At 64.8% G+C, this 17,954-nt stretch carries 16 protein-coding genes; 7 read left to right on the forward strand and 9 right to left on the reverse strand.

Annotated elements, in window-relative coordinates:
- The 4 genes from EG885_RS15230 to EG885_RS15245 all read right to left on the reverse strand — a co-directional run.
- The coding region (locus EG885_RS15230) for a mechanosensitive ion channel domain-containing protein (RefSeq protein ID WP_131576120.1) at positions 1-1,190 on the reverse strand (1,190 nt) is incomplete at its 3' end.
- Positions 1,187-2,029: a 3-deoxy-8-phosphooctulonate synthase gene (gene kdsA, locus EG885_RS15235; RefSeq protein ID WP_131576122.1), complete on the reverse strand. Its 843-nt coding sequence runs from the start codon at positions 2,027-2,029 to the stop codon at positions 1,187-1,189. The genes EG885_RS15230 and kdsA, both read right to left, overlap by 4 nt.
- Positions 2,026-3,747, reverse strand: coding sequence for a KpsE/RkpR family capsule polysaccharide export protein (locus tag EG885_RS15240; protein ID WP_242679688.1), 1,722 nt, complete (start codon positions 3,745-3,747; stop codon positions 2,026-2,028). The genes kdsA and EG885_RS15240 overlap by 4 nt, the downstream gene beginning before the upstream one ends.
- Before the next feature lie 34 nt (positions 3,748-3,781).
- Positions 3,782-4,435, reverse strand: coding sequence for an ABC transporter ATP-binding protein (locus EG885_RS15245; RefSeq protein ID WP_131576178.1), 654 nt, complete (start codon positions 4,433-4,435; stop codon positions 3,782-3,784).
- 409 nt (positions 4,436-4,844) lie between these two features.
- On the opposite strand from EG885_RS15245, the gene EG885_RS15250 reads away from it, so the two are divergent.
- The 5 genes from EG885_RS15250 to EG885_RS15270 all read left to right on the forward strand — a co-directional run bounded on the left by EG885_RS15250 (position 4,845) and on the right by EG885_RS15270 (position 12,487).
- Positions 4,845-5,810, forward strand: coding sequence for a TAXI family TRAP transporter solute-binding subunit (locus EG885_RS15250; protein WP_131576126.1), 966 nt, complete (start codon positions 4,845-4,847; stop codon positions 5,808-5,810).
- A gap of 83 nt (positions 5,811-5,893) precedes the next feature.
- Positions 5,894-8,722, forward strand: coding sequence for a TRAP transporter permease (locus EG885_RS15255; protein ID WP_131576128.1), 2,829 nt, complete (start codon positions 5,894-5,896; stop codon positions 8,720-8,722).
- The gene (locus EG885_RS15260) at positions 8,715-9,140 is read left to right on the forward strand and encodes a universal stress protein (protein WP_131576130.1); all 426 of its coding nucleotides are present in this window, start codon (positions 8,715-8,717) and stop codon (positions 9,138-9,140) included. The genes EG885_RS15255 and EG885_RS15260 overlap by 8 nt, the downstream gene beginning before the upstream one ends.
- A 3-nt stretch (positions 9,141-9,143) precedes the next feature.
- Entirely contained in the window at positions 9,144-10,808 is a 1,665-nt protein-coding gene (locus EG885_RS15265; protein ID WP_131576132.1) for a formate--tetrahydrofolate ligase, read from the forward strand.
- Between the two features lie 83 nt (positions 10,809-10,891).
- Entirely contained in the window at positions 10,892-12,487 is a 1,596-nt protein-coding gene (locus tag EG885_RS15270) for a peptide chain release factor 3 (RefSeq protein ID WP_131576134.1), read from the forward strand.
- Here EG885_RS15270 and EG885_RS15275 read toward each other — a convergent pair.
- The 3 genes from EG885_RS15275 to EG885_RS15285 are packed head-to-tail and all read right to left on the reverse strand — an operon-like array spanning position 12,484 to position 15,019.
- Positions 12,484-13,326, reverse strand: coding sequence for a transglutaminase-like domain-containing protein (locus EG885_RS15275; RefSeq protein WP_131576136.1), 843 nt, complete (start codon positions 13,324-13,326; stop codon positions 12,484-12,486). The genes EG885_RS15270 and EG885_RS15275 overlap by 4 nt on opposite strands.
- Positions 13,326-13,748 carry an OsmC family protein gene (locus EG885_RS15280; RefSeq protein WP_131576138.1) on the reverse strand — a complete coding sequence of 141 codons (423 nt, stop codon included), beginning with the start codon at positions 13,746-13,748 and terminating at the stop codon, positions 13,326-13,328. The genes EG885_RS15275 and EG885_RS15280 overlap by 1 nt, the downstream gene beginning before the upstream one ends.
- Before the next feature lie 59 nt (positions 13,749-13,807).
- Positions 13,808-15,019: a deoxyguanosinetriphosphate triphosphohydrolase gene (locus tag EG885_RS15285; RefSeq protein ID WP_242679689.1), complete on the reverse strand. Its 1,212-nt coding sequence runs from the start codon at positions 15,017-15,019 to the stop codon at positions 13,808-13,810.
- Between the two features lie 76 nt (positions 15,020-15,095).
- Here EG885_RS15285 and EG885_RS15290 point away from each other — a divergent pair, with 76 nt between their 5' ends.
- Positions 15,096-15,419: a HesB/IscA family protein gene (locus EG885_RS15290; protein WP_131576140.1), complete on the forward strand. Its 324-nt coding sequence runs from the start codon at positions 15,096-15,098 to the stop codon at positions 15,417-15,419.
- 29 nt (positions 15,420-15,448) lie between these two features.
- Here EG885_RS15290 and EG885_RS15295 read toward each other — a convergent pair whose 3' ends face one another.
- Positions 15,449-15,991: a hypothetical protein gene (locus EG885_RS15295; RefSeq protein WP_131576142.1), complete on the reverse strand. Its 543-nt coding sequence runs from the start codon at positions 15,989-15,991 to the stop codon at positions 15,449-15,451.
- Positions 15,992-16,052: 61 nt separating this feature from the next.
- Between EG885_RS15295 and xth the strand changes: the two genes are divergently transcribed.
- Entirely contained in the window at positions 16,053-16,838 is a 786-nt protein-coding gene (gene xth, locus EG885_RS15300) for an exodeoxyribonuclease III (protein ID WP_131576144.1), read from the forward strand.
- A gap of 28 nt (positions 16,839-16,866) precedes the next feature.
- Here the strand turns inward: xth and EG885_RS15305 are convergent, their stop codons facing one another.
- On the reverse strand, positions 16,867-17,754 hold the full coding sequence (locus EG885_RS15305; RefSeq protein WP_131576146.1) for a cation diffusion facilitator family transporter: 888 nt from the start codon (positions 17,752-17,754) through the stop codon (positions 16,867-16,869).
- Positions 17,755-17,954: the final 200 nt, after the last annotated feature.

The raw sequence follows: 17,954 nt of genomic DNA on the forward strand, positions 1-17,954 counted from the left end.
GGGGCAGGGCGGGCGGGGTCGGTGGCCTCGGCCGGTTCCAGGCGGATGCGGTGCAGAGGCTCGGGCGGCAGAAAGCCCTTGAGCTCCAGCGCGTGGCGCAGCAGGCGGAACGCCTCGCCCCGCGCCAGATCGAAATCCGTGCCGTCCTGCGACACCCAGCCCCCGGCCCGGATCACGACATGATCGGGCCCGCTGGCATCCAGCCAGGCGACCGGTTCGGGGCGGGCCAGCACGAAGTCCATCTCGCGCAGCGTCTTCAGCACCAGATCGCGCGCCCGGCCCAGATCGGCCCCCGGATCGATGGTCAGATCGACCATGAACCGGCGTTCGGGGTTTAGGGTGTAATTGGTCAGCACGGCCTTGTAGATGATCTGGTTGGGAATGCGGATATGATTGCCGTCCAGCGTCAGCAGGGTGGTGCCCCGGCTGGTCAGACGGATGACCCGGCCCCGCAGGCCGTTCACCTCGATCAGGTCATTGGGGTTGAAGGGCTGGCGCAGCGACAACAGCATCGTGGCAACCACGCCTTCGATCGTGTCGCGGGCCGCGAAGGACAGCGACAGGCCAAAGATGCCCGCCGCCCCCAGCAGCGTGCCCAAAAGCGCCCGCGCGCCCATCAGATCCAGCGCCACCACCAGCGCCACGATCCACGAGATCAGCCGGATGGTCTGCGCCAGAAACCCCGCGATGAACGGGTTCGGCGCGATCCCTGCCAGCGTGCGGTCGCGCCGCGACAGCCAGCCCCCCGCCAGCACGATCAGCGCCCCCACGGCCAGCCCAAGCGCCATGAACGGCAGGCCCGCGACCACCTGCGTCAGCCGCGCCGTGAAGCGGTCCCGAACGGTGATCAGCCGCGTGCCCAGATCGGTGGTCAGGGTCACCCGATCCTCGACCGCGATCACGCCCTCGACGCGCGCCAGCAGCGTCTCCAGCCGGTCGATGGCCTGCTGTTCGGTCACCTCGCCTGTCAGGGTCACGATCCCCGCATCGACCTGTGCGCCCACGCCGTCGAATTCCGGCACCTGCGCCAGAATGGCCGAGATGCGGCTGAGGATCGCCAGATCGGTCGCCGGGTCCGACAGGGCCGGGATGGTCGCGACCGGAGTCTGGGGCGAATGCGCCTGAGGCGTCTGTGCATGGGCGGGCGCCGACAGCGCCAGCGCCGCAAGGATCACAAGCGCGCGGATCATGCGGGCAGCGGATCGGCCTTTGCCAGTCGGTCGAACGCCATCAGCGAGGCGATCAGCGCCGCCATGCGGTCCAGCGGGATCATGTTCGGCCCGTCGGACGGCGCGCGGTCGGGATCCTCATGCGTTTCGATGAAAACGCCCGCAACGCCAAGCGCTACGGCGGCCCGCGCCATGACGGGCGCGAATTCGCGCTGTCCACCCGAACTGCCGCCCTGTCCGCCAGGCTGCTGGACCGAATGCGTCGCGTCCATGATTACCGGATAGCCGGTGCGCGCCATGATCGGCAGCGACCGCATATCGGCCACCAGCGTGTTATAGCCAAAGCTGGCGCCACGCTCGGTCAGCAGGATGTTGTCATTGCCGGTCGAGGCGACCTTCTGCGCCACATTGGGCATGTCCCAAGGGGCCAGAAACTGGCCCTTCTTGATGTTGACCACGGCGCCGGTGCGGCCCGCCGTCAGCAACAGATCGGTCTGGCGGCACAGAAAGGCGGGGATCTGGATCACGTCCACGACCTCGGCCGCGCGGATCGCCTGTTCGGCGTCATGGATGTCGGTCAGGACCGGACAGCCAAGCCGGTCGCGCACGGTTGCCAGAATCTGCAGCCCCTCGTCGATGCCCAGACCCCGCTGGCCGGACAACGACGTCCGGTTGGCCTTGTCGAAGCTGGCCTTGAAGACGAAAGAGGCCCCCGCATCGGCGCAGGCCCGGGCCATGGTTTCAGCGATCATCATCGCATGGTCCAGCCCCTCAAGCTGGCAGGGACCGGCGATCACGGTCAGCGGCAGGTCGTTGCCGCAGGTGATCGGGCCGATGGGGATATGGCGGTGATGGCTCATGTCGATACCTGTTCGCGCAGAATGGAGGCTGTCAGCGACAGCATCAGATAGATCCCCGAAAAGATCAGAAAGGCCACCAGCGTGTTCTGGAAGGCGCGGGGATAGGTCGCCTCGTCCGGTGGGATGGGCGCGATGGACAGCGACAGATAGCGGACCTGCTTGTTGGCCTCGATCCGCGCGGATTCCATCTGGGCTGCGGCTGCGGCCAGCATTTCTTGACGGGTCAGCAATTCGGCCTCGGCCACGCGCATCTGCCCGCCGACGGCGGCCAGCGAATTGCGGCTGTCGGTGCCCTCGGTCAGGTCCAGCCGGGTTTGGGCAATCATCTCGCGCAGGCGGGTGATGTCACCCCGCACGGCATTGACGCGGCTTTGCACCGGCGAAGAGTTGGCCAACAGCTGCCCCAGTTCCAGCTGTTTCTCGGTCAGCTGGCCTTCCAGCGCGGAAACCTGCCCCATCACGACGCCGCTTTCCGCCATCGGGTCCAGAACCCCCAGCCTTTCCTGCAATTCCTGCACCCGCATCTGGGCGGCCAGCATCTTGGCCTCGGCATCCTCATAGCTTTGCTGGGCGCCGTCCATCTGGTCGCCGCGCATCCGTGCGGTCAGTGCATCCACCAGTTCTTCGGCATAAGAGATCAGCGCCAGCGAGAATTTTTCGCTGAGTTCCGGGTCGGGGGCGATGACCTCCATGTTCAGCACGCCTTCGGTCGGGTCATAGCCGATCTTGACGGAATCCTGATACAGCCCAAAGGTCGCCTCGTTCGAGGCATCCGCGGGCAGACGCTTGATCGGATCGACGCTTTCGGCCTGAAACGCCGTGCGGAATCCCAGATCCCTGTCCAGCCGCAACATCGCGTCGCGCGAGGTCAGATAGCTTTGCACCGCGACGGCATCCGTGTTCGTCCCCACGCCGCCCAGGGCTGCCCCGATCCCGCCCATCGCGCTGGCGCCGCCTTCCGCCGACTGGATCTGGAACTGCGATTCCGTGGCATAAAGCGGCGAGGCCATGCGGTAGTAATACCAGCCCACCAGAATTGTCGGCAGCACGACGAAGAGAACCAGCCGGAAGGCCAGCATCGACATGCGCTTGCGCCGCCGCTGTGCCAGATCGCGCTGAATGCGAAAGATCTCGGCGGCGCGCTTGTCCTCGGTCAGCTCCTCGCGAGAGGGCAGGGCGGGGCGCTTGGCGGGCACCCGGTCGGGCAGGATCGAGGGCAGACTGTCGGGCCGCAGCGCCGGAGCGTTGGGCGACGGGCGGGCCTGCGCGCGGCTTCCCTCGGATGACAGGATGCTGCCCACCGCGGTGCGATGGGACGGATCGATGCCGCGTTCGCGCAGCCGCAGCACCGCCTCTTCGCCGGATGCGACGGGGATCTGGTGCAGGCCGGCGATGCGCCGGGCGATGCGCAGCTGCCGTTCGGTCAGCTTTTCGGCGCGGATCGCGGCCAGCTTTTCCTCCAGCCCTTCCTCGGATTCGGGGGCTTGCGCGGGATCGGAGGGCTCGGCATCGCCCTTGGGCGGACGCTTCATCGAAAAATCGCCAAAGCCGTCATCGACCTGATCCGGCGCCATGAACTGTTGCAGCCGCGCCGCCTTGTCGTCCTTTGCGGGGTTTGGCGGCGTGTTGGCGGCCTGAGGGGGCGCGTCGCGGCGCGTCACCTCCAGCCGGACGCGCGCACCGGCATCGGCGGCGGGCAGCGTTGCCGCGGGGGACACGGAATCCGACGCCGAGGCATGATAGCGGCGTGCTTTAGGAAGTGTAGTCATAATATTGCTTTGCCTCGTCGAGGGTCTCGAACATGTACAGTTTGCCGTCACGCAGGATCGCGGCGCGGTCGCAGAATTTTTCGATGGTGCTCGGCTGGTGGGACACGATCACCACGGTCGAGGTCTGCAAACGCTCGAACAGCACCTTGCCGGCCTTGCGGTTGAAATCGGCATCGGTCGTTTGCGGCATGCCTTCGTCGATCAGATAAATGTCGAAATCCAGCGCCAGCAGCAGCGAGAAATTGAACCGCTGCCGCATGCCTGCCGAATAGGTGCCCACCGGCATGTCGAAATATTCTTCGATATCGCAAAGCCAGCGCGTAAAGGCCGAGACGTAATCGGGGTCTAACCCGTAAATGCGCGCAATATAACGTGAATTTTCATTGGCGCTGTGCTTGGTGACGACTCCGCCCATGAAGCCCAGAGGAAACGAGATGCGGCATTCGCGGCGGACCTTGCCCTCATCAGGCTTTTCCAGCCCGCACATCATATTGATAATCGTCGATTTGCCGGTGCCGTTGGGCGCCAGAATACCCAATGAGTTGCCCAGTTCGACCTGAAACGACGCCTGATCCAGAATGATCTTGTGCTGCTTGCCGGTCCAGAACGATTTAGAGACATTGTCAAATTCAAGCATGGCCTTGCTTTTCATAAAGAAAATGGCGCGCGGCGTGCCATTCCAGGGGGCCTCGACTGCTGGGGCGACATTAGGGTGGTCAGGTCGGGCTGTCCAGCCATGCCATGGGAGCGCGAAAATCGCCATCCGGCCAGCCCCAAAACACGGCAAATTGTGCCTAGATTGCCGCGACAGGGCTTTGCGACCGCCGCCCTGCCTTGGAAACCGGCGCCTGCCGTCCTTGCGGCGTCCGGCCCGGGGGCTGCGTTCGGGCCGTGCGCGGCGGCGCTTATCCTGCCCTGTTTACGGGCAAATGGCGCCGCCTTGGGCTTGCCTTTCGGGACGATGTCTTTACCCTTGGCGCCATCCGGTGGGCGCGCTTGGGGCCGATCTTCCTTGCCCACCCGCCAATTTTCAAGGGAGACGCCGCATGAGCCATCTGAAACCGATCCTGCTGAGCACCGTCTTTGCCCTGACGGCGACGCCGCTGATGGCGCAGGAAGAACAGTTCATCACCATCGGCACCGGCGGACAGACCGGCGTTTACTATGTCGTCGGCCAGTCGATCTGCCGTCTTGTGAACCGCGAGACTGCCGAGACCGGCCTGCGCTGCACCGCGCCCGCGACCGGCGGGTCCATCGACAACATCAACCAGATCAAGGCCGGGGGCATGACGATGGGCGTGGCCCAGTCCGACTGGCAGTACCACGCCTATAACGGCAGCTCGGATTACGAGGGTGATCCGTTCGAGGATCTGCGCGCGGTCTTTGCCGTCCACCCCGAACCCTTCACCGTCGTCGCCCGTGCCGACAGCGGCGTGGAGACCTTTGCCGATCTGGCGGGCAAGCGCGTCAATGTGGGCAATCCCGGCTCCGGATCGCGCGGCACGTTCGAGGTGGTGCTGGACGCGATGGGCATGAGCATGGACGATTTCGCCCTGTCCTCGGAACTGCGCCCGGCGGAACAGTCGGCGGCGCTTGGTGACAATCAGGTCGATGCGATCAGCTATACCGTAGGCCATCCCAACGGCTCGATCCAGGAGGCGACCTCGGTCGTGGCCTCGACCATGGTCGATGTCGCAGGCCCCGAAATCGACGCCCTGATCGAGGCCAATCCCTTCTACGCCAAAGCGATCATTCCCGGCGGCATGTATGCGGGCAATGACGAGGATACCGAGACGTTCGGCGTCAAGGCCACGATGGTCACCTCGGCGACCGTCCCCGACGACACGGTCTATGCGGTCGTCAAGGCGGTCTTCGACAATTTCGACCGCTTCAAGGGCCTGCATCCCGCCTTTGCGACGCTGGAACCCGAGGAGATGATCGCCGACGGCAACAGCGCGCCCCTGCACCCGGGCGCCGAGCGGTATTACCGCGAACAGGGCTGGATCGAGTGATCCACACCTGACCGGGGCGGCCCTGCGGGGCCGTCCCTTCATCATGCTAAAATCATAAGAATTGCATCGCAGGGGGTGCCGTGATGAGCGACGAGGACAGGACCAGAGACCGCCAGCAACAGGCCGCAGCCGTCGAGATGCAGGCCTCGGGGCGCGGGGAACTGAGTCAGGCCGAGCTTGATGACCTTGTCGCCTCGTCCGATACGGGCGCGCGGACCCCGCCGGGGGCGGTGGGCAAGCTGATCCTGGGGGTGGCGCTGTGCTGGTCGCTGTTCCAGCTGTGGATCGCGTCGCCGCTGCCCTTCATGCTGAATTTCGGCATCATCAGCGCCACCGATGCGCGCGCCGTCCATCTGGCCTTCGCGCTGTTTCTGGCTTTCATGGCCTATCCTGCTGAAAAATCATCCTTTCAGATGGTTCTGGGCGTCGGTGTTCCGGTGCTGCTGTCGGGTCTGTTCATCTATGCTGCCCCTGCCGCGATGCCCTTGTGGTGGATCGCTTTGGCCGGGGCGGGCGTGGTGGCCGCCATCGTGCTGGGCAGCCCCAAATCCCGCGTGCCGCCATGGGAATGGGCGCTGGCCCTGATGGGCGTCGTGGTCACCCTGTATGTTTTCGTCTTCAGCGACGAATTGGGCCGCCGCGTCGGCGCACCGATCACCCGCGATCTGATCGTGGCCGTCATCGGCATCCTGCTGCTGCTGGAGGCCACGCGCCGCAGCCTTGGCCCGGCGCTGATGATCGTGGCGACGGTGTTTCTGGTCTATGCCTTCCTGGGGCCCTACATGCCCTCGATCATCGCGCATGGCGGCAATTCCCTGACCGAGGTCGCCAATCACCAATGGGTCACGACCGAGGGTGTCTTTGGCATCGCGCTTGGCGTGTCGACCAGCTTCGTCTTTCTGTTCGTGCTGTTCGGCGCGCTTCTGGACAAGGCGGGGGCCGGGAATTATTTCATTCAGGTCGCGTTTTCGCTGATGGGCCATCTGCGCGGCGGACCGGCCAAGGCCGCCGTGGTCAGCAGCGCGATGACCGGCCTGATCTCGGGGTCGTCGATCGCCAATGTCGTCACCACCGGCACCTTTACCATTCCGCTGATGAAGAAGGTCGGCTTTTCAAGCGAAAAGGCCGGCGCGGTCGAGGTCGCATCCTCGGTCAACGGCCAGATCATGCCCCCGGTCATGGGCGCTGCGGCCTTTCTGATGGTCGAATATGTGGGCATTCCCTATTTCGACGTGGTCAAGCACGCCTTCCTGCCCGCCACGATCAGCTATATCGCGCTGGTCTATATCGTCCATCTCGAGGCGATGAAGGCCGGGATGGAGGGGCTGCCGCGGTCCTATACCCCGCCGCCGATCCTGACGCGCCTGATGACCGCGGCCTTCATCACCGCGGGCGTCTGTGCCCTGTCGCTGATCGTCTATTACACGATGGGCTGGATCCGGCCCGCCTTTGGTTCCAGCGCGCCCTATGTGGTCTTTGCGATGCTCAGCGCCGCCTATGTCGGCCTGTTGTGGGTCGCCTCGCGCGAAGAGCCTTTGCAGATCGACGATCCCAACGCGCCGGTGACGGCCCTGCCACTGCCGGGGCCGACGGTGCGGTCGGGTCTGCATTTCATCCTGCCGGTCGTGGTGCTGGTCTGGGCGCTGATGGTGGACCGTCTGTCGCCCGGCCTGTCCGCGTTCTGGGCGACGGCCTATATGATCTTCATCCTGCTGACGCAGCGTCCGCTGATGGTCTGGCTGCGCGGTTCGGACCGGACCGGCAATGCCAGCACGGCCCGCGCCCTGCGCTCGGGCGCCGACGATCTGGTCGATGGCCTGATCTCGGGCGCGCGCAACATGATCGGCATCGGCATCGCCACGGCGACGGCGGGCATCATCGTCGGCGCGGTCAGTCAGACCGGCGTCGGATCGGCGCTGGCCGATGTGGTCGAGGTGCTGTCGGGCGGCAATCTGCTGGCCATTCTGGGGCTGACGGCGGTGCTGTCGCTGATCCTGGGAATGGGGCTGCCGACCACCGCCAACTATATCGTCGTCTCGGCGCTGCTGGCCCCGGTCATCGTGACGCTTGGCCAGCAGAACGGGCTGATCGTGCCGCTGATCGCGGTGCATTTGTTCGTCTTCTATTTCGGCATCATGGCCGATGTGACCCCGCCGGTGGGTCTGGCCTCTTTTGCCGCCGCCGCCGTGTCGGGCGGCGATCCGATCAGGACCGGGGTCATTGCCTTTGGCTACAGCCTGCGGACGGCGGCGCTGCCTTTCCTGTTCATCTTCAACACCGATCTGCTGCTGATCGATGTGGGCTGGATACAGGGCATCTTCGTCTTCATCACCGCGACCATTGCGATGCTGCTGTTCGCGGCCGCCACGCAAGGGTGGTTCCTTGTCCGCAACCGGTTCTATGAAACGATCCTGCTGCTGCTGATCGCCTTTACGATCTTCCGCCCGGGCTTTTTCTGGAACTATGCCTTTCCCGCCTTCGAAGAACGTCCCGGCACCGAATTCGTGCAGGCGCTGGAAAGCAGCGAGGTCGGCGACGGTCTGCGGCTGCGCATCGCGGGTCTGAACGATATCGGCAACCCGGTCGAGTTCACCGCCCTGCTGGCCGTCCCCGAAGGCGAAACCGGAGAGGATCGTCTGGCAGCCAGCGGGATCGAGCTGATCCAGGATGGCGACCGGGTTCTGATCGACAATGTGGCCTTTGACAGCCCTGCGCAGGCGGCGGGTCTGGATTGGGATCAGACCATTCTGGCAGTCAATGCGCCGACGGCGGCACCGTCGCGGTATTGGATCTATATCCCGGCCTTCCTGCTGCTTGGGTTGGTGATCTGGCTGCAACGGCGGCGCGAAGGCCCGACCGGTGCGGCGCCCGCTTCCACCGTTTCGACCCGGAAAGGGGCCCGTCATGCATGACATCGTGCTTTTGCCCATCGACCTGCAGCATCCCGAAAGCTGGGAAAAGGCCCTGCCTGCCGCGCAACGGCTGGCCGGGGATCAGGGCATCATCCACCTGCTGGGGATCGTGCATGATTTCGGCAGCTCGATGGTGGCGACTTTTCTGCCCAAGGGATACGAACAGACCGTGTTGCAGCAGATGAAGCAGGCGCTGGACGATTTCGCCAGCCGCCATTTTCCCGACGAGGCGCGGGTGCAGATCCATGTGGGCCACGGCCATGTGGCGGAAACGATCCTCAAGGCGGCGGTCAGGTACAAGGCGGATCTGATCGTCATGGCCAGCGACAATCCCGACGAATTGCGCAGCATCCGTGTCAGCCGCGACGTGAACGCGGTGGTGCGGCACTCGCCCGTGTCCGTGATGGTGGTACGTTAAAGAATGCAGACCGATATTCAGATCGCCCGCGCCGCAACCAAGCGGCCCATTGCCGATGTCGCCGCCCGCCTTGGCCTGACCTATGACCAGATCCTGCCCTATGGCCATGATAAGGCCAAGATCACCCATGAGGCGCTGGCCGGGCTGACCGGCACCGACGGGCGGCTGATTTTGGTGACCGCCATCAACCCCACCCCGGCGGGCGAGGGCAAGACGACCACCACCGTGGGTCTGGGCGACGCGCTGAACCGCATCGGCCACCGCGCCACGATCTGCATCCGCGAGGCCAGCCTTGGCCCCAATTTCGGCATGAAGGGCGGGGCGGCCGGCGGAGGCCGCGCGCAGATCGTGCCGATGGAGGATATGAACCTTCATTTCACAGGCGATTTCCATGCCATCACCTCGGCCCATAACCTGCTGGCCGCGATGATCGACAACCATATCCACTGGGGCAATGCGCTGGATCTGGACACGCGGCGGATCAGCTGGCGGCGGGTCATGGACATGAACGACCGCGCGCTGCGTGATGTGGTGGTGGGTCTGGGCGGACCAGCCAACGGGTTTTCCCGCCAGTCGGGGTTCGACATCACCGTCGCCAGCGAGGTCATGGCGATCCTGTGCCTGGCGCGCGATCTGGCCGATCTGCAGGACCGGCTTGGGCGCATCGTCATTGGGGAAACCCGCGACCGCCAGCCTGTGACGGCGCGCGACCTGAAAGCCGATGGTGCGATGACCGTGCTGCTGAAGGACGCGCTGCAGCCGAACCTTGTCCAGACGCTGGAAAACAACCCGGCGCTGGTTCACGGCGGGCCTTTCGCCAATATCGCCCATGGCTGCAACAGCGTCATCGCCACCCGCGCCGCCCTGCGCCTGTCCGATTATGTCGTGACCGAGGCGGGTTTCGGTGCCGATCTGGGGGCCGAGAAATTCCTTAACATCAAATGCCGTCTGGCGGGGCTGGCCCCTGCGGCGGTGGTGCTGGTGGCGACGATCCGGGCGTTGAAGATGAATGGCGGCGTGGCCCGCGCCGATCTGGGGACCGAAGATGTGGCGGCGGTCACCCAAGGCTGTGCCAATCTGGGCCGCCATATCGAGAACATCCGCAGCTTTGGCCTGCCGGTGGTGGTGGCGCTGAACCATTTCGATGGCGATACCGAGACCGAGATTGCGGCCCTGCAGGACTATTGTGCGGGGCAGGGGGTGCAGGCGATTCTGGCCCGCCACTGGGCGATGGGTGGCGAGGGCGCGACCGATCTGGCTCGCGCGGTCGTCGATCTGGCCGAAGGCGGCGCCCAGTTCGCGCCGCTTTATCCCGACGACCTGCCCTTGTGGGACAAGATCGAAACCGTCTGCACCCGCATCCACCACGCCGCCCGGATCGAGGCCGCCCCTGGCATCCGCGAACAGCTGGCCGCATGGGAGGCGGCGGGCCATGGCCGCATGCCCGTCTGCATCGCCAAGACGCAATACAGCTTCTCGACCGATCCCACCCTGCGCGGTGCGCCCACGGGTCATGTCATTCCGGTGCGAGAGGTGCGGCTGAACGCGGGTGCGGGCTTTGTCGTGGCGATCTGCGGGCAGATCATGACCATGCCCGGCCTGCCGCGCAGCCCTGCGGCCGAGGTGATCGGGCTGGACGATCTGGGACAGGTCGAGGGGTTGTTCTGACGCCAGCCCGACGGCACCCGACCGGCCCCCTGCCGCGACGGCGCCGGATTGCGCCTTGCGCGCGGGCAGGCTAAAGCGCGTCCATGACAAACCGCCCCGACCTTCCGCCCGAGATCGCCCGCCGCCGGACCTTTGCGATCATTTCGCATCCCGACGCGGGCAAGACCACGCTGACCGAGAAATTCCTTCTGTATGGTGGCGCCATCCAGATGGCCGGACAGGTGCGCGCCAAGGGCGAGGCGCGGCGGACCCGGTCGGATTTCATGAAGATGGAACAGGACCGGGGGATCTCGGTCTCGGCCTCGGCCATGTCCTTCGATTTCGACGGGCATCGTTTCAATCTGGTCGACACGCCCGGTCACAGCGACTTTTCCGAGGACACCTATCGCACGCTGACGGCGGTCGATGCGGCGATCATGGTGATCGACGGCGCCAAGGGCGTCGAATCCCAGACCCGCAAGCTGTTCGAGGTCTGTCGGCTGCGCGATCTGCCGATCCTGACCTTCTGCAACAAAATGGACCGCGAATCGCGCGACACGTTCGAGATCATCGACGAGATTCAGGAAAATCTGGCCATCGACGTGTCGCCGGTCAGCTGGCCCATCGGGGTCGGGCGCGACTTCATCGGCTGCTATGACATGCTGGCCGACCGGTTGGAGCTGATGGACCGCGCCGACCGCAATAAGGTGGCCGAAAGCATCTCGATCAACGGGCTGGACGATCCGTTGCTGGCCCAGCATGTGCCCGCGGCTTTGCTGACCAAGCTGCGCGACGAGGTCGAGATGGCCCGCGAACTGCTGCCCGCCTTTGACCGCCAGTCATTCCTTGAGGGTCACATGACCCCCATCTGGTTCGGCAGTGCGATCAACAGCTTCGGCGTGCAGGAGCTGATGAAGGGCATCCGCAGCTATGGCCCGCCGCCGCAGCCGCAGAACGCCGCCGAACGCGAAATCGCGCCCGAGGAAAAATCCGTCACCGGATTCGTTTTCAAGGTGCAGGCTAACATGGACCCCAAGCATCGCGACCGGGTGGCCTTTGTGCGTCTGGCCTCGGGGCATTTCGAACGCGGTATGAAGATGGTGCATGTGCGCACCAAGAAACCAATGGCGGTGTCGAATCCGGTGTTGTTTCTGGCCGCCGACCGCGAGCTGGCCGAAGAGGCCTGGGCAGGCGACATCATCGGCATCCCGAACCACGGGCAGTTGCGCATCGGCGACGCGCTGACCGAGGGCGAGGCGTTGCGCTTTACCGGTATTCCCAGCTTTGCGCCGGAATTGCTGAACAGCGTGCGCGCGACCGACCCGATGAAGGCCAAGCATCTGGAAAAGGCCCTGATGCAGTTCGCCGAGGAAGGCGCGGCCAAGGTCTTCAAGCCCGCGATCGGGTCGGGCTTTATCGTCGGCGTGGTGGGGGCGCTGCAATTCGAGGTGCTGGCCAGCCGGATCGAACTGGAATACGGGATCCCTGTCCGCTTCGAGGGCAGCCAGTTCACCAGCGCCCGGTGGGTCACCGGTCCCAAGGCCAAGGTCGATGCCTTTGCCGAGGTGAACAAGGGCCATCTGGCCCATGATCACGACGGCGATCTGGTCTATCTGACCCGCCTGCAATGGGATATCGACCGGATCGGCCGCGATCACCCCGAGATCAGGCTGACCGCGACCAAGGATATGATGGTCTAGGCGAAATCCATCCCGTCCAGCTCGTTGCCCTGTTCATCCACCGGATGGCACCAGACGGTAAAGCCGGTCAGGGTATGGGCGCCAAAGCTGTTCATCAGCGGCACATCGGCGGCGTCATGGCCCCGTGCGACGACGACGCGGCCCTTGCGCGGCTCATTGTTGCGCGGATCGAAGGTGTACCACTTGCCGGACAGATAAACCTCGGTCCAGGCGGCGAAATCCATCGGCGCATCGACCTTGGGCACGCCGATATCGCCGACATAGCCGTTCACATAACGGGCAGGAATGTTCATCGCCCGCAGATAGGCCAGCCCCAGATGGGCAAAATCGCGGCAGACACCGATGCCGCCCTGACGCGCGCCCGCCGCGGTGCGATAAACCGATGCGGTGCCGTAATCGAATTGCAGCAGCCCGTGGACGTGATCGACGACCGCCTGAACGCGGGTCCAGCCGGGGGTCACGTTGCCGAACAGATCCCAGGCCTCCTGGCTGACCAGATCGTTTTCGACATAGCGGGATGCGGTCAGGAACCCCAGAACCTCGTCCGGCAGATCCTCGGCCCGCAATTCCTGCGCAGCCGGGTTGATCTCGTCCCAATCGCCGCCATCCTGCAGGGTCACATCGCCGCGCAAGGTGAAATTGCCTGCCGGCGCGACCATGCGCCGACAGATATTGTTATAACGGTCATAGTAATTGTGGACCGGTACGGACGGGTCGGTCGATACCTGCTCTTCCCCGATGAAATCGCGATGACGTGCGATCTCGGGGGCCACCATAAAGATCAGCGGCGTCGGCTGCGTGACCGAGATGCTGATTTCGTGCCCGACCCGGACGCGCATCAGGCCACCGAGGCGGTCATGGTGATCTCGGCATTCAGAAGCTTCGAGATCGGGCAACCGGCTTTGGCTTTTTCGGCCACTTCCAAAATCTTGGCCTCATCCGCATCTGCGGTGATCGTGGTGGTCAGATGGGCCTTCTTGACGGCGAAACCGTCGCCCTCCTTGTCCATCGAGATGTCCGAGGTCGTCTCGATCGAGACGCCGGTGACGCCTTCCTGTTCCAGCATCATCGCCAGAGCCATTGAGAAGCACGAGGCATGGGCCGCGCCCACAAGCTCCTCGGGGTTGGTGCCGGGGGTCTCTTCGAAACGGGTGTTGAAGCCATAGGGCAGGGCGTTCAGCGCGCCCGACTTGGTCGAAACCTGGCCTTTGCCCTCTTTCAGGCCGCCATTCCATTTCGCGGATCCGGTGCGGGTGATCATGGTGGTATCCTCCTTTGATGTCACTCTTGCGCGGTCAACGCAGCGACACCAGTCAAGGTTCAGAAACCAGTCTTCATCAGGCGGTGATGTTCGGAAATCGCGTAACGATCGGTCATGCCTGCGACGTAATCCAGCACCAGACGTGCGCGTCCGGTCTGATCGTCCATCGCCAGGGCCGCCTCGCGCCATTGGTCGGGCAGGCGGTCGGGATGATCCAGATACAACGGAAACAGATCGTTCAGCATCACCGTCACCCGTTCGCGTTCCACCACCACCGACGGGGCGCGGTACATGCGCTGGAACAGAAAGGACTTGATCGCCTTGATGTTCTGATACAGCGGCTTGGAAAAGCGGATGATCGGGCCGTCCATCGCCCGGATCTCGTCCGCGCTTTGGGGTTGCAGCGCGGCCAGCCGGTTCTGAGCCACGGCGATCACATCCTCGACCATGACGCCAAAGACCCGGCGCAGCGCCTCATAGCGCCGCCGGGTGGGGTCCAGTCCGGGGTACAGGCGGTCGACCTCGGCAAAAGCCGGGCCGATGACGGGCAGCTCGGACAGCTCTGCCTCGGTGAACAGGCCCGCGCGCAGCCCGTCATGCAGGTCGTGGTGGTTATAGGCGACGTCATCGGCCACCGCCGCCACCTGCGCCTCGGCCGAGGCATTGGTGTGCAGCTCCAGATCCCATTGGGCATTCACATCGGCCAGCGCATAGGGCAGATCGCCGGTGATGGGGCCGCCCGCCGGGCTTGTCCCGGCAATAGGACCGTTATGCTTGGCGATCCCTTCCAGCGATTCCCATGTCAGGTTCAGCCCGTCGAAATCGGCATAATGCCGTTCCAGCCGCGTCACGATGCGCACAGCCTGTGCATTGTGGTCGAACCCGCCATAGGGCGCCATCAGGACGGCCAGCGCATCCTCGCCGGTATGGCCGAAGGGGGGGTGGCCCAGATCATGGGCCAGCGCCACGGTTTCGGCCAGATCGGTGTTCAGGCCCAGCACGCCCGCGATGGTGCGGGCGACCTGCGCCACCTCGATCGTGTGGGTCAGGCGGGTGCGGAAATAATCGCCGCGCCAGGCATCGCCGTCATGTTCGACGAAGACCTGCGTCTTGTGCTTCAGCCGCCGGAAGGCGCTGGAATGGATGATCCGGTCGCGATCGCGCTGCCACGGAGAGCGGAAGGTGGACAGGCTTTCGGCATGAAGACGGCCCCGGCTGTCGCGGGGCTGGCAGGCAAAGGGCGCGAGTTCGGTCACGGCTGTTTCGGTCACGGGGACAGGGCCTTCCTTGCGGGGCGATGCTGCGGACCCTATATTCAAGGATAACCGCCGCATACGGGAACGCCCCATGAACCTGCCCCCCAAAGTCACCGAACGCGCCTTTGAACGCCTGTCCCAGATCAATGCCGGGAAAGAGGCCGCGCCCCTGCGCGTGGCCGTGCTGGGCGGCGGCTGTTCGGGTTTTCAGTATGATATCCGGATGGACGTGCCCGAGGCCGACGATCTGGTTCTGGAACAGAACGGGCAGCGCGTGGTCGTCGATCCGGTCTCGCTGCCCTATCTGGCGGGTGCGGTGATCGATTTCACCGATGAGCTGATCGGTGCTAAATTCGTCATCGAAAACCCCAATGCCAGCAGCAGCTGCGGCTGCGGCACGTCCTTTTCGATCTGATCGCAGGCCGGCCTGGGCGCGGGGCCTGTCTAATCGCAGGGCCTGCTGCGCGTGGACAGCTGCGGGTCCAGCCAGCGCAGCGCGGTCCCGGCGGGCGTGGTTTCGGTCACCCGGTCCAGCGTCCATTCCGCGATCTGGCAGGTCACCCGGTCCTGACGATGGGCGATGGTCAGGCGGCTTTCGTTTCGCGTCAAGGTGATCGCCTGACCCTGACGCCGGTTGCCGGTGATGCGAAAGGGCAGGGGGTCGGGCAGGATCACGGCCGGGGTGCCGAACAGATCATCAGGCCCCTGCCAGTCATCCGGCGCCCCCTGCGCCAGCCCCAGATGGTGATCGCCGGGCGGGACCAGCAGGCGCAGCACCCCGCCGCCCCGCAGATACCCGCTTATCACCGGTTGACCATCGGCATCGCCCAGCAGGATTGCGGTATCCGCGCCCTCGGGTGCGCGGACCTGCAGCGGGATCGTCGCGGGCAGGGGGCTGGTCTTGGCCAGCAGCCCGGTGGGCGGGCGCGTCTCCGCTAGCGCGGGCAGCGCGATCAGGGACAGGATCAGGGTCAGGACGCGGATCATCGGGGCCTTTCACGGGCGGTTCCGGTTGCCAAACGCATAAGGCCCGCTAAAGATGCGCCTCATGAAAATCGCAAGCTTCAACATCAATGGCGTCAAGGCCCGCGTGCAGGCGCTGACCGACTGGCTGGCGTCCACCGATGCCGATCTGGTCGTCCTGCAGGAAATCAAATCCGTCGACGAGGGATTCCCGCGCGAGCATTTCCAGGATCTGGGCTGGCAAGTGGAAACCCACGGGCAAAAGGGCTTTAACGGCGTCGCGATCCTGTCGCGCCTGCCGTTGGAGGATGTGACCCGCGGCCTGCCCGGCGACGATGCCGACGAACAGGCCCGTTATATCGAGGCGACGGTGGTGGGCACCCATGCCATCCGCATCGCAGGCCTCTATCTGCCCAATGGCAATCCCGCGCCGGGGCCGAAATACGATTACAAGCTGGCCTGGATGGAACGCCTGCGCCTGCGCGCCGCCGAGCTGCTGGCGCTGGAAATGCCGGTGATCATGCTGGGCGATTACAACATCATCCCCGAGGCCCGAGACGCCGCCCAGCCCCAGAAATGGACCGATGACGCGCTGTTTCTGCCGCAAAGCCGCGCGGCCTTTCGGACCATCGTCAATCAGGGCTGGACGGACGCCGTGCGCATCCGCGACCCGTGGGGCACGCGCGGGCCCTTCACCTTCTGGGATTATCAGGCCGGGGCTTGGAACAAGGATGACGGCATCCGCATCGACCACATGCTGCTGTCGCCGCAGGCCGCCGATCTGATGATCGAGACCGGCGTCGACCGCGACGCGCGGGCGGGCGAAAAACCAAGCGACCATGTGCCGGTCTGGGTGCGTCTGGCGGCCTGAGGGTCATGACCCGCGGCCGCGAACGGCCTCAGATCACCAGCACGCCGGAATGCTTGGCCTTGTGTTCGGGTTCGACATGGATGGTGACCTGCGCGTCGGGCAGGCGGGCCATGATGCTGGCCTCGACCCGGTCGCAGATCTCATGCGCATCGGTCACGGTGGTCTGGCCGTCGACGACCAGATGAAAGTCGATGAAGGTCACCGCGCCCGCATGGCGGGTGCGCAGGTCATGCGCCTCCAGCGCGCCCGAGGCCTTGTCCGAGATGATCTCGCGGATCACCGCCAGCGTGGTTTCGGGCACGGCCTCGTCCATCAGGCCCGACAGGGACGCGGCCATCACCTTCCACCCCGACCACAGGATGTTGACGCCCACCAGCATCGCCAGCGCCGGGTCCAGCACCGACCAGCCGGTCGTCACCGCCAGCCCAACGCCCAGCAGCACCCCGCCGGATGAAATCACGTCCGACAGCAGATGCTTGCCATCCGCCACCAGCGCGGGCGATCGCAACCGCCGCCCCTGCCGCAGCAAGATCCAGCACCAGATCGCGTTCAGCACGCCCGCGCTGGCATTGATCGCCATTCCCAGCCCCGCATCGGCGATGTCCCGGGGGTTCTGAAAGGCATGCCACGCCTCGCGCAGGATCAGCAGCGCGGCCGAGATGATCAGCACGCCTTCCAGCACGGCACTGAAAAATTCCGCCTTGTGATGTCCATAAGGGTGGCCCGGATCGGCGGGGCGTTGCGCCACCCGGATCGCGATCAGCGCGGCAATCGCGGTCGCGACGTTCACGATGCTTTCCAGCGCGTCCGACAACAGCGCGACCGATCCGGTCAGTCGCCATGCCAGCGTCTTCAGCGCCAGCACGACCACACCGACCAGGATGCTGCCAGCGGCGATTTTCAATGTGGTTGACACGAGGTCCGGCCCCTTTGCGCGATTGCACGTTCCGTGTCTGGCCAGCATTTGTCAGAACCGCGACACAATGCCAAGCCGAACCGTCGCCCGTGGTTAAGGCTGAGCGCCCCGAAAAGAGGGCTGCGGGTTTTTGATTGACTGATCACTCAATTCATATCAAGGTTAGGGCATCAAACAAAACCGTGGCGCTGTCGCGTCGC

It is taken from the genome of Paracoccus nototheniae (assembly GCF_004335005.1).
Lineage (GTDB): Bacteria > Pseudomonadota > Alphaproteobacteria > Rhodobacterales > Rhodobacteraceae > Paracoccus > Paracoccus nototheniae.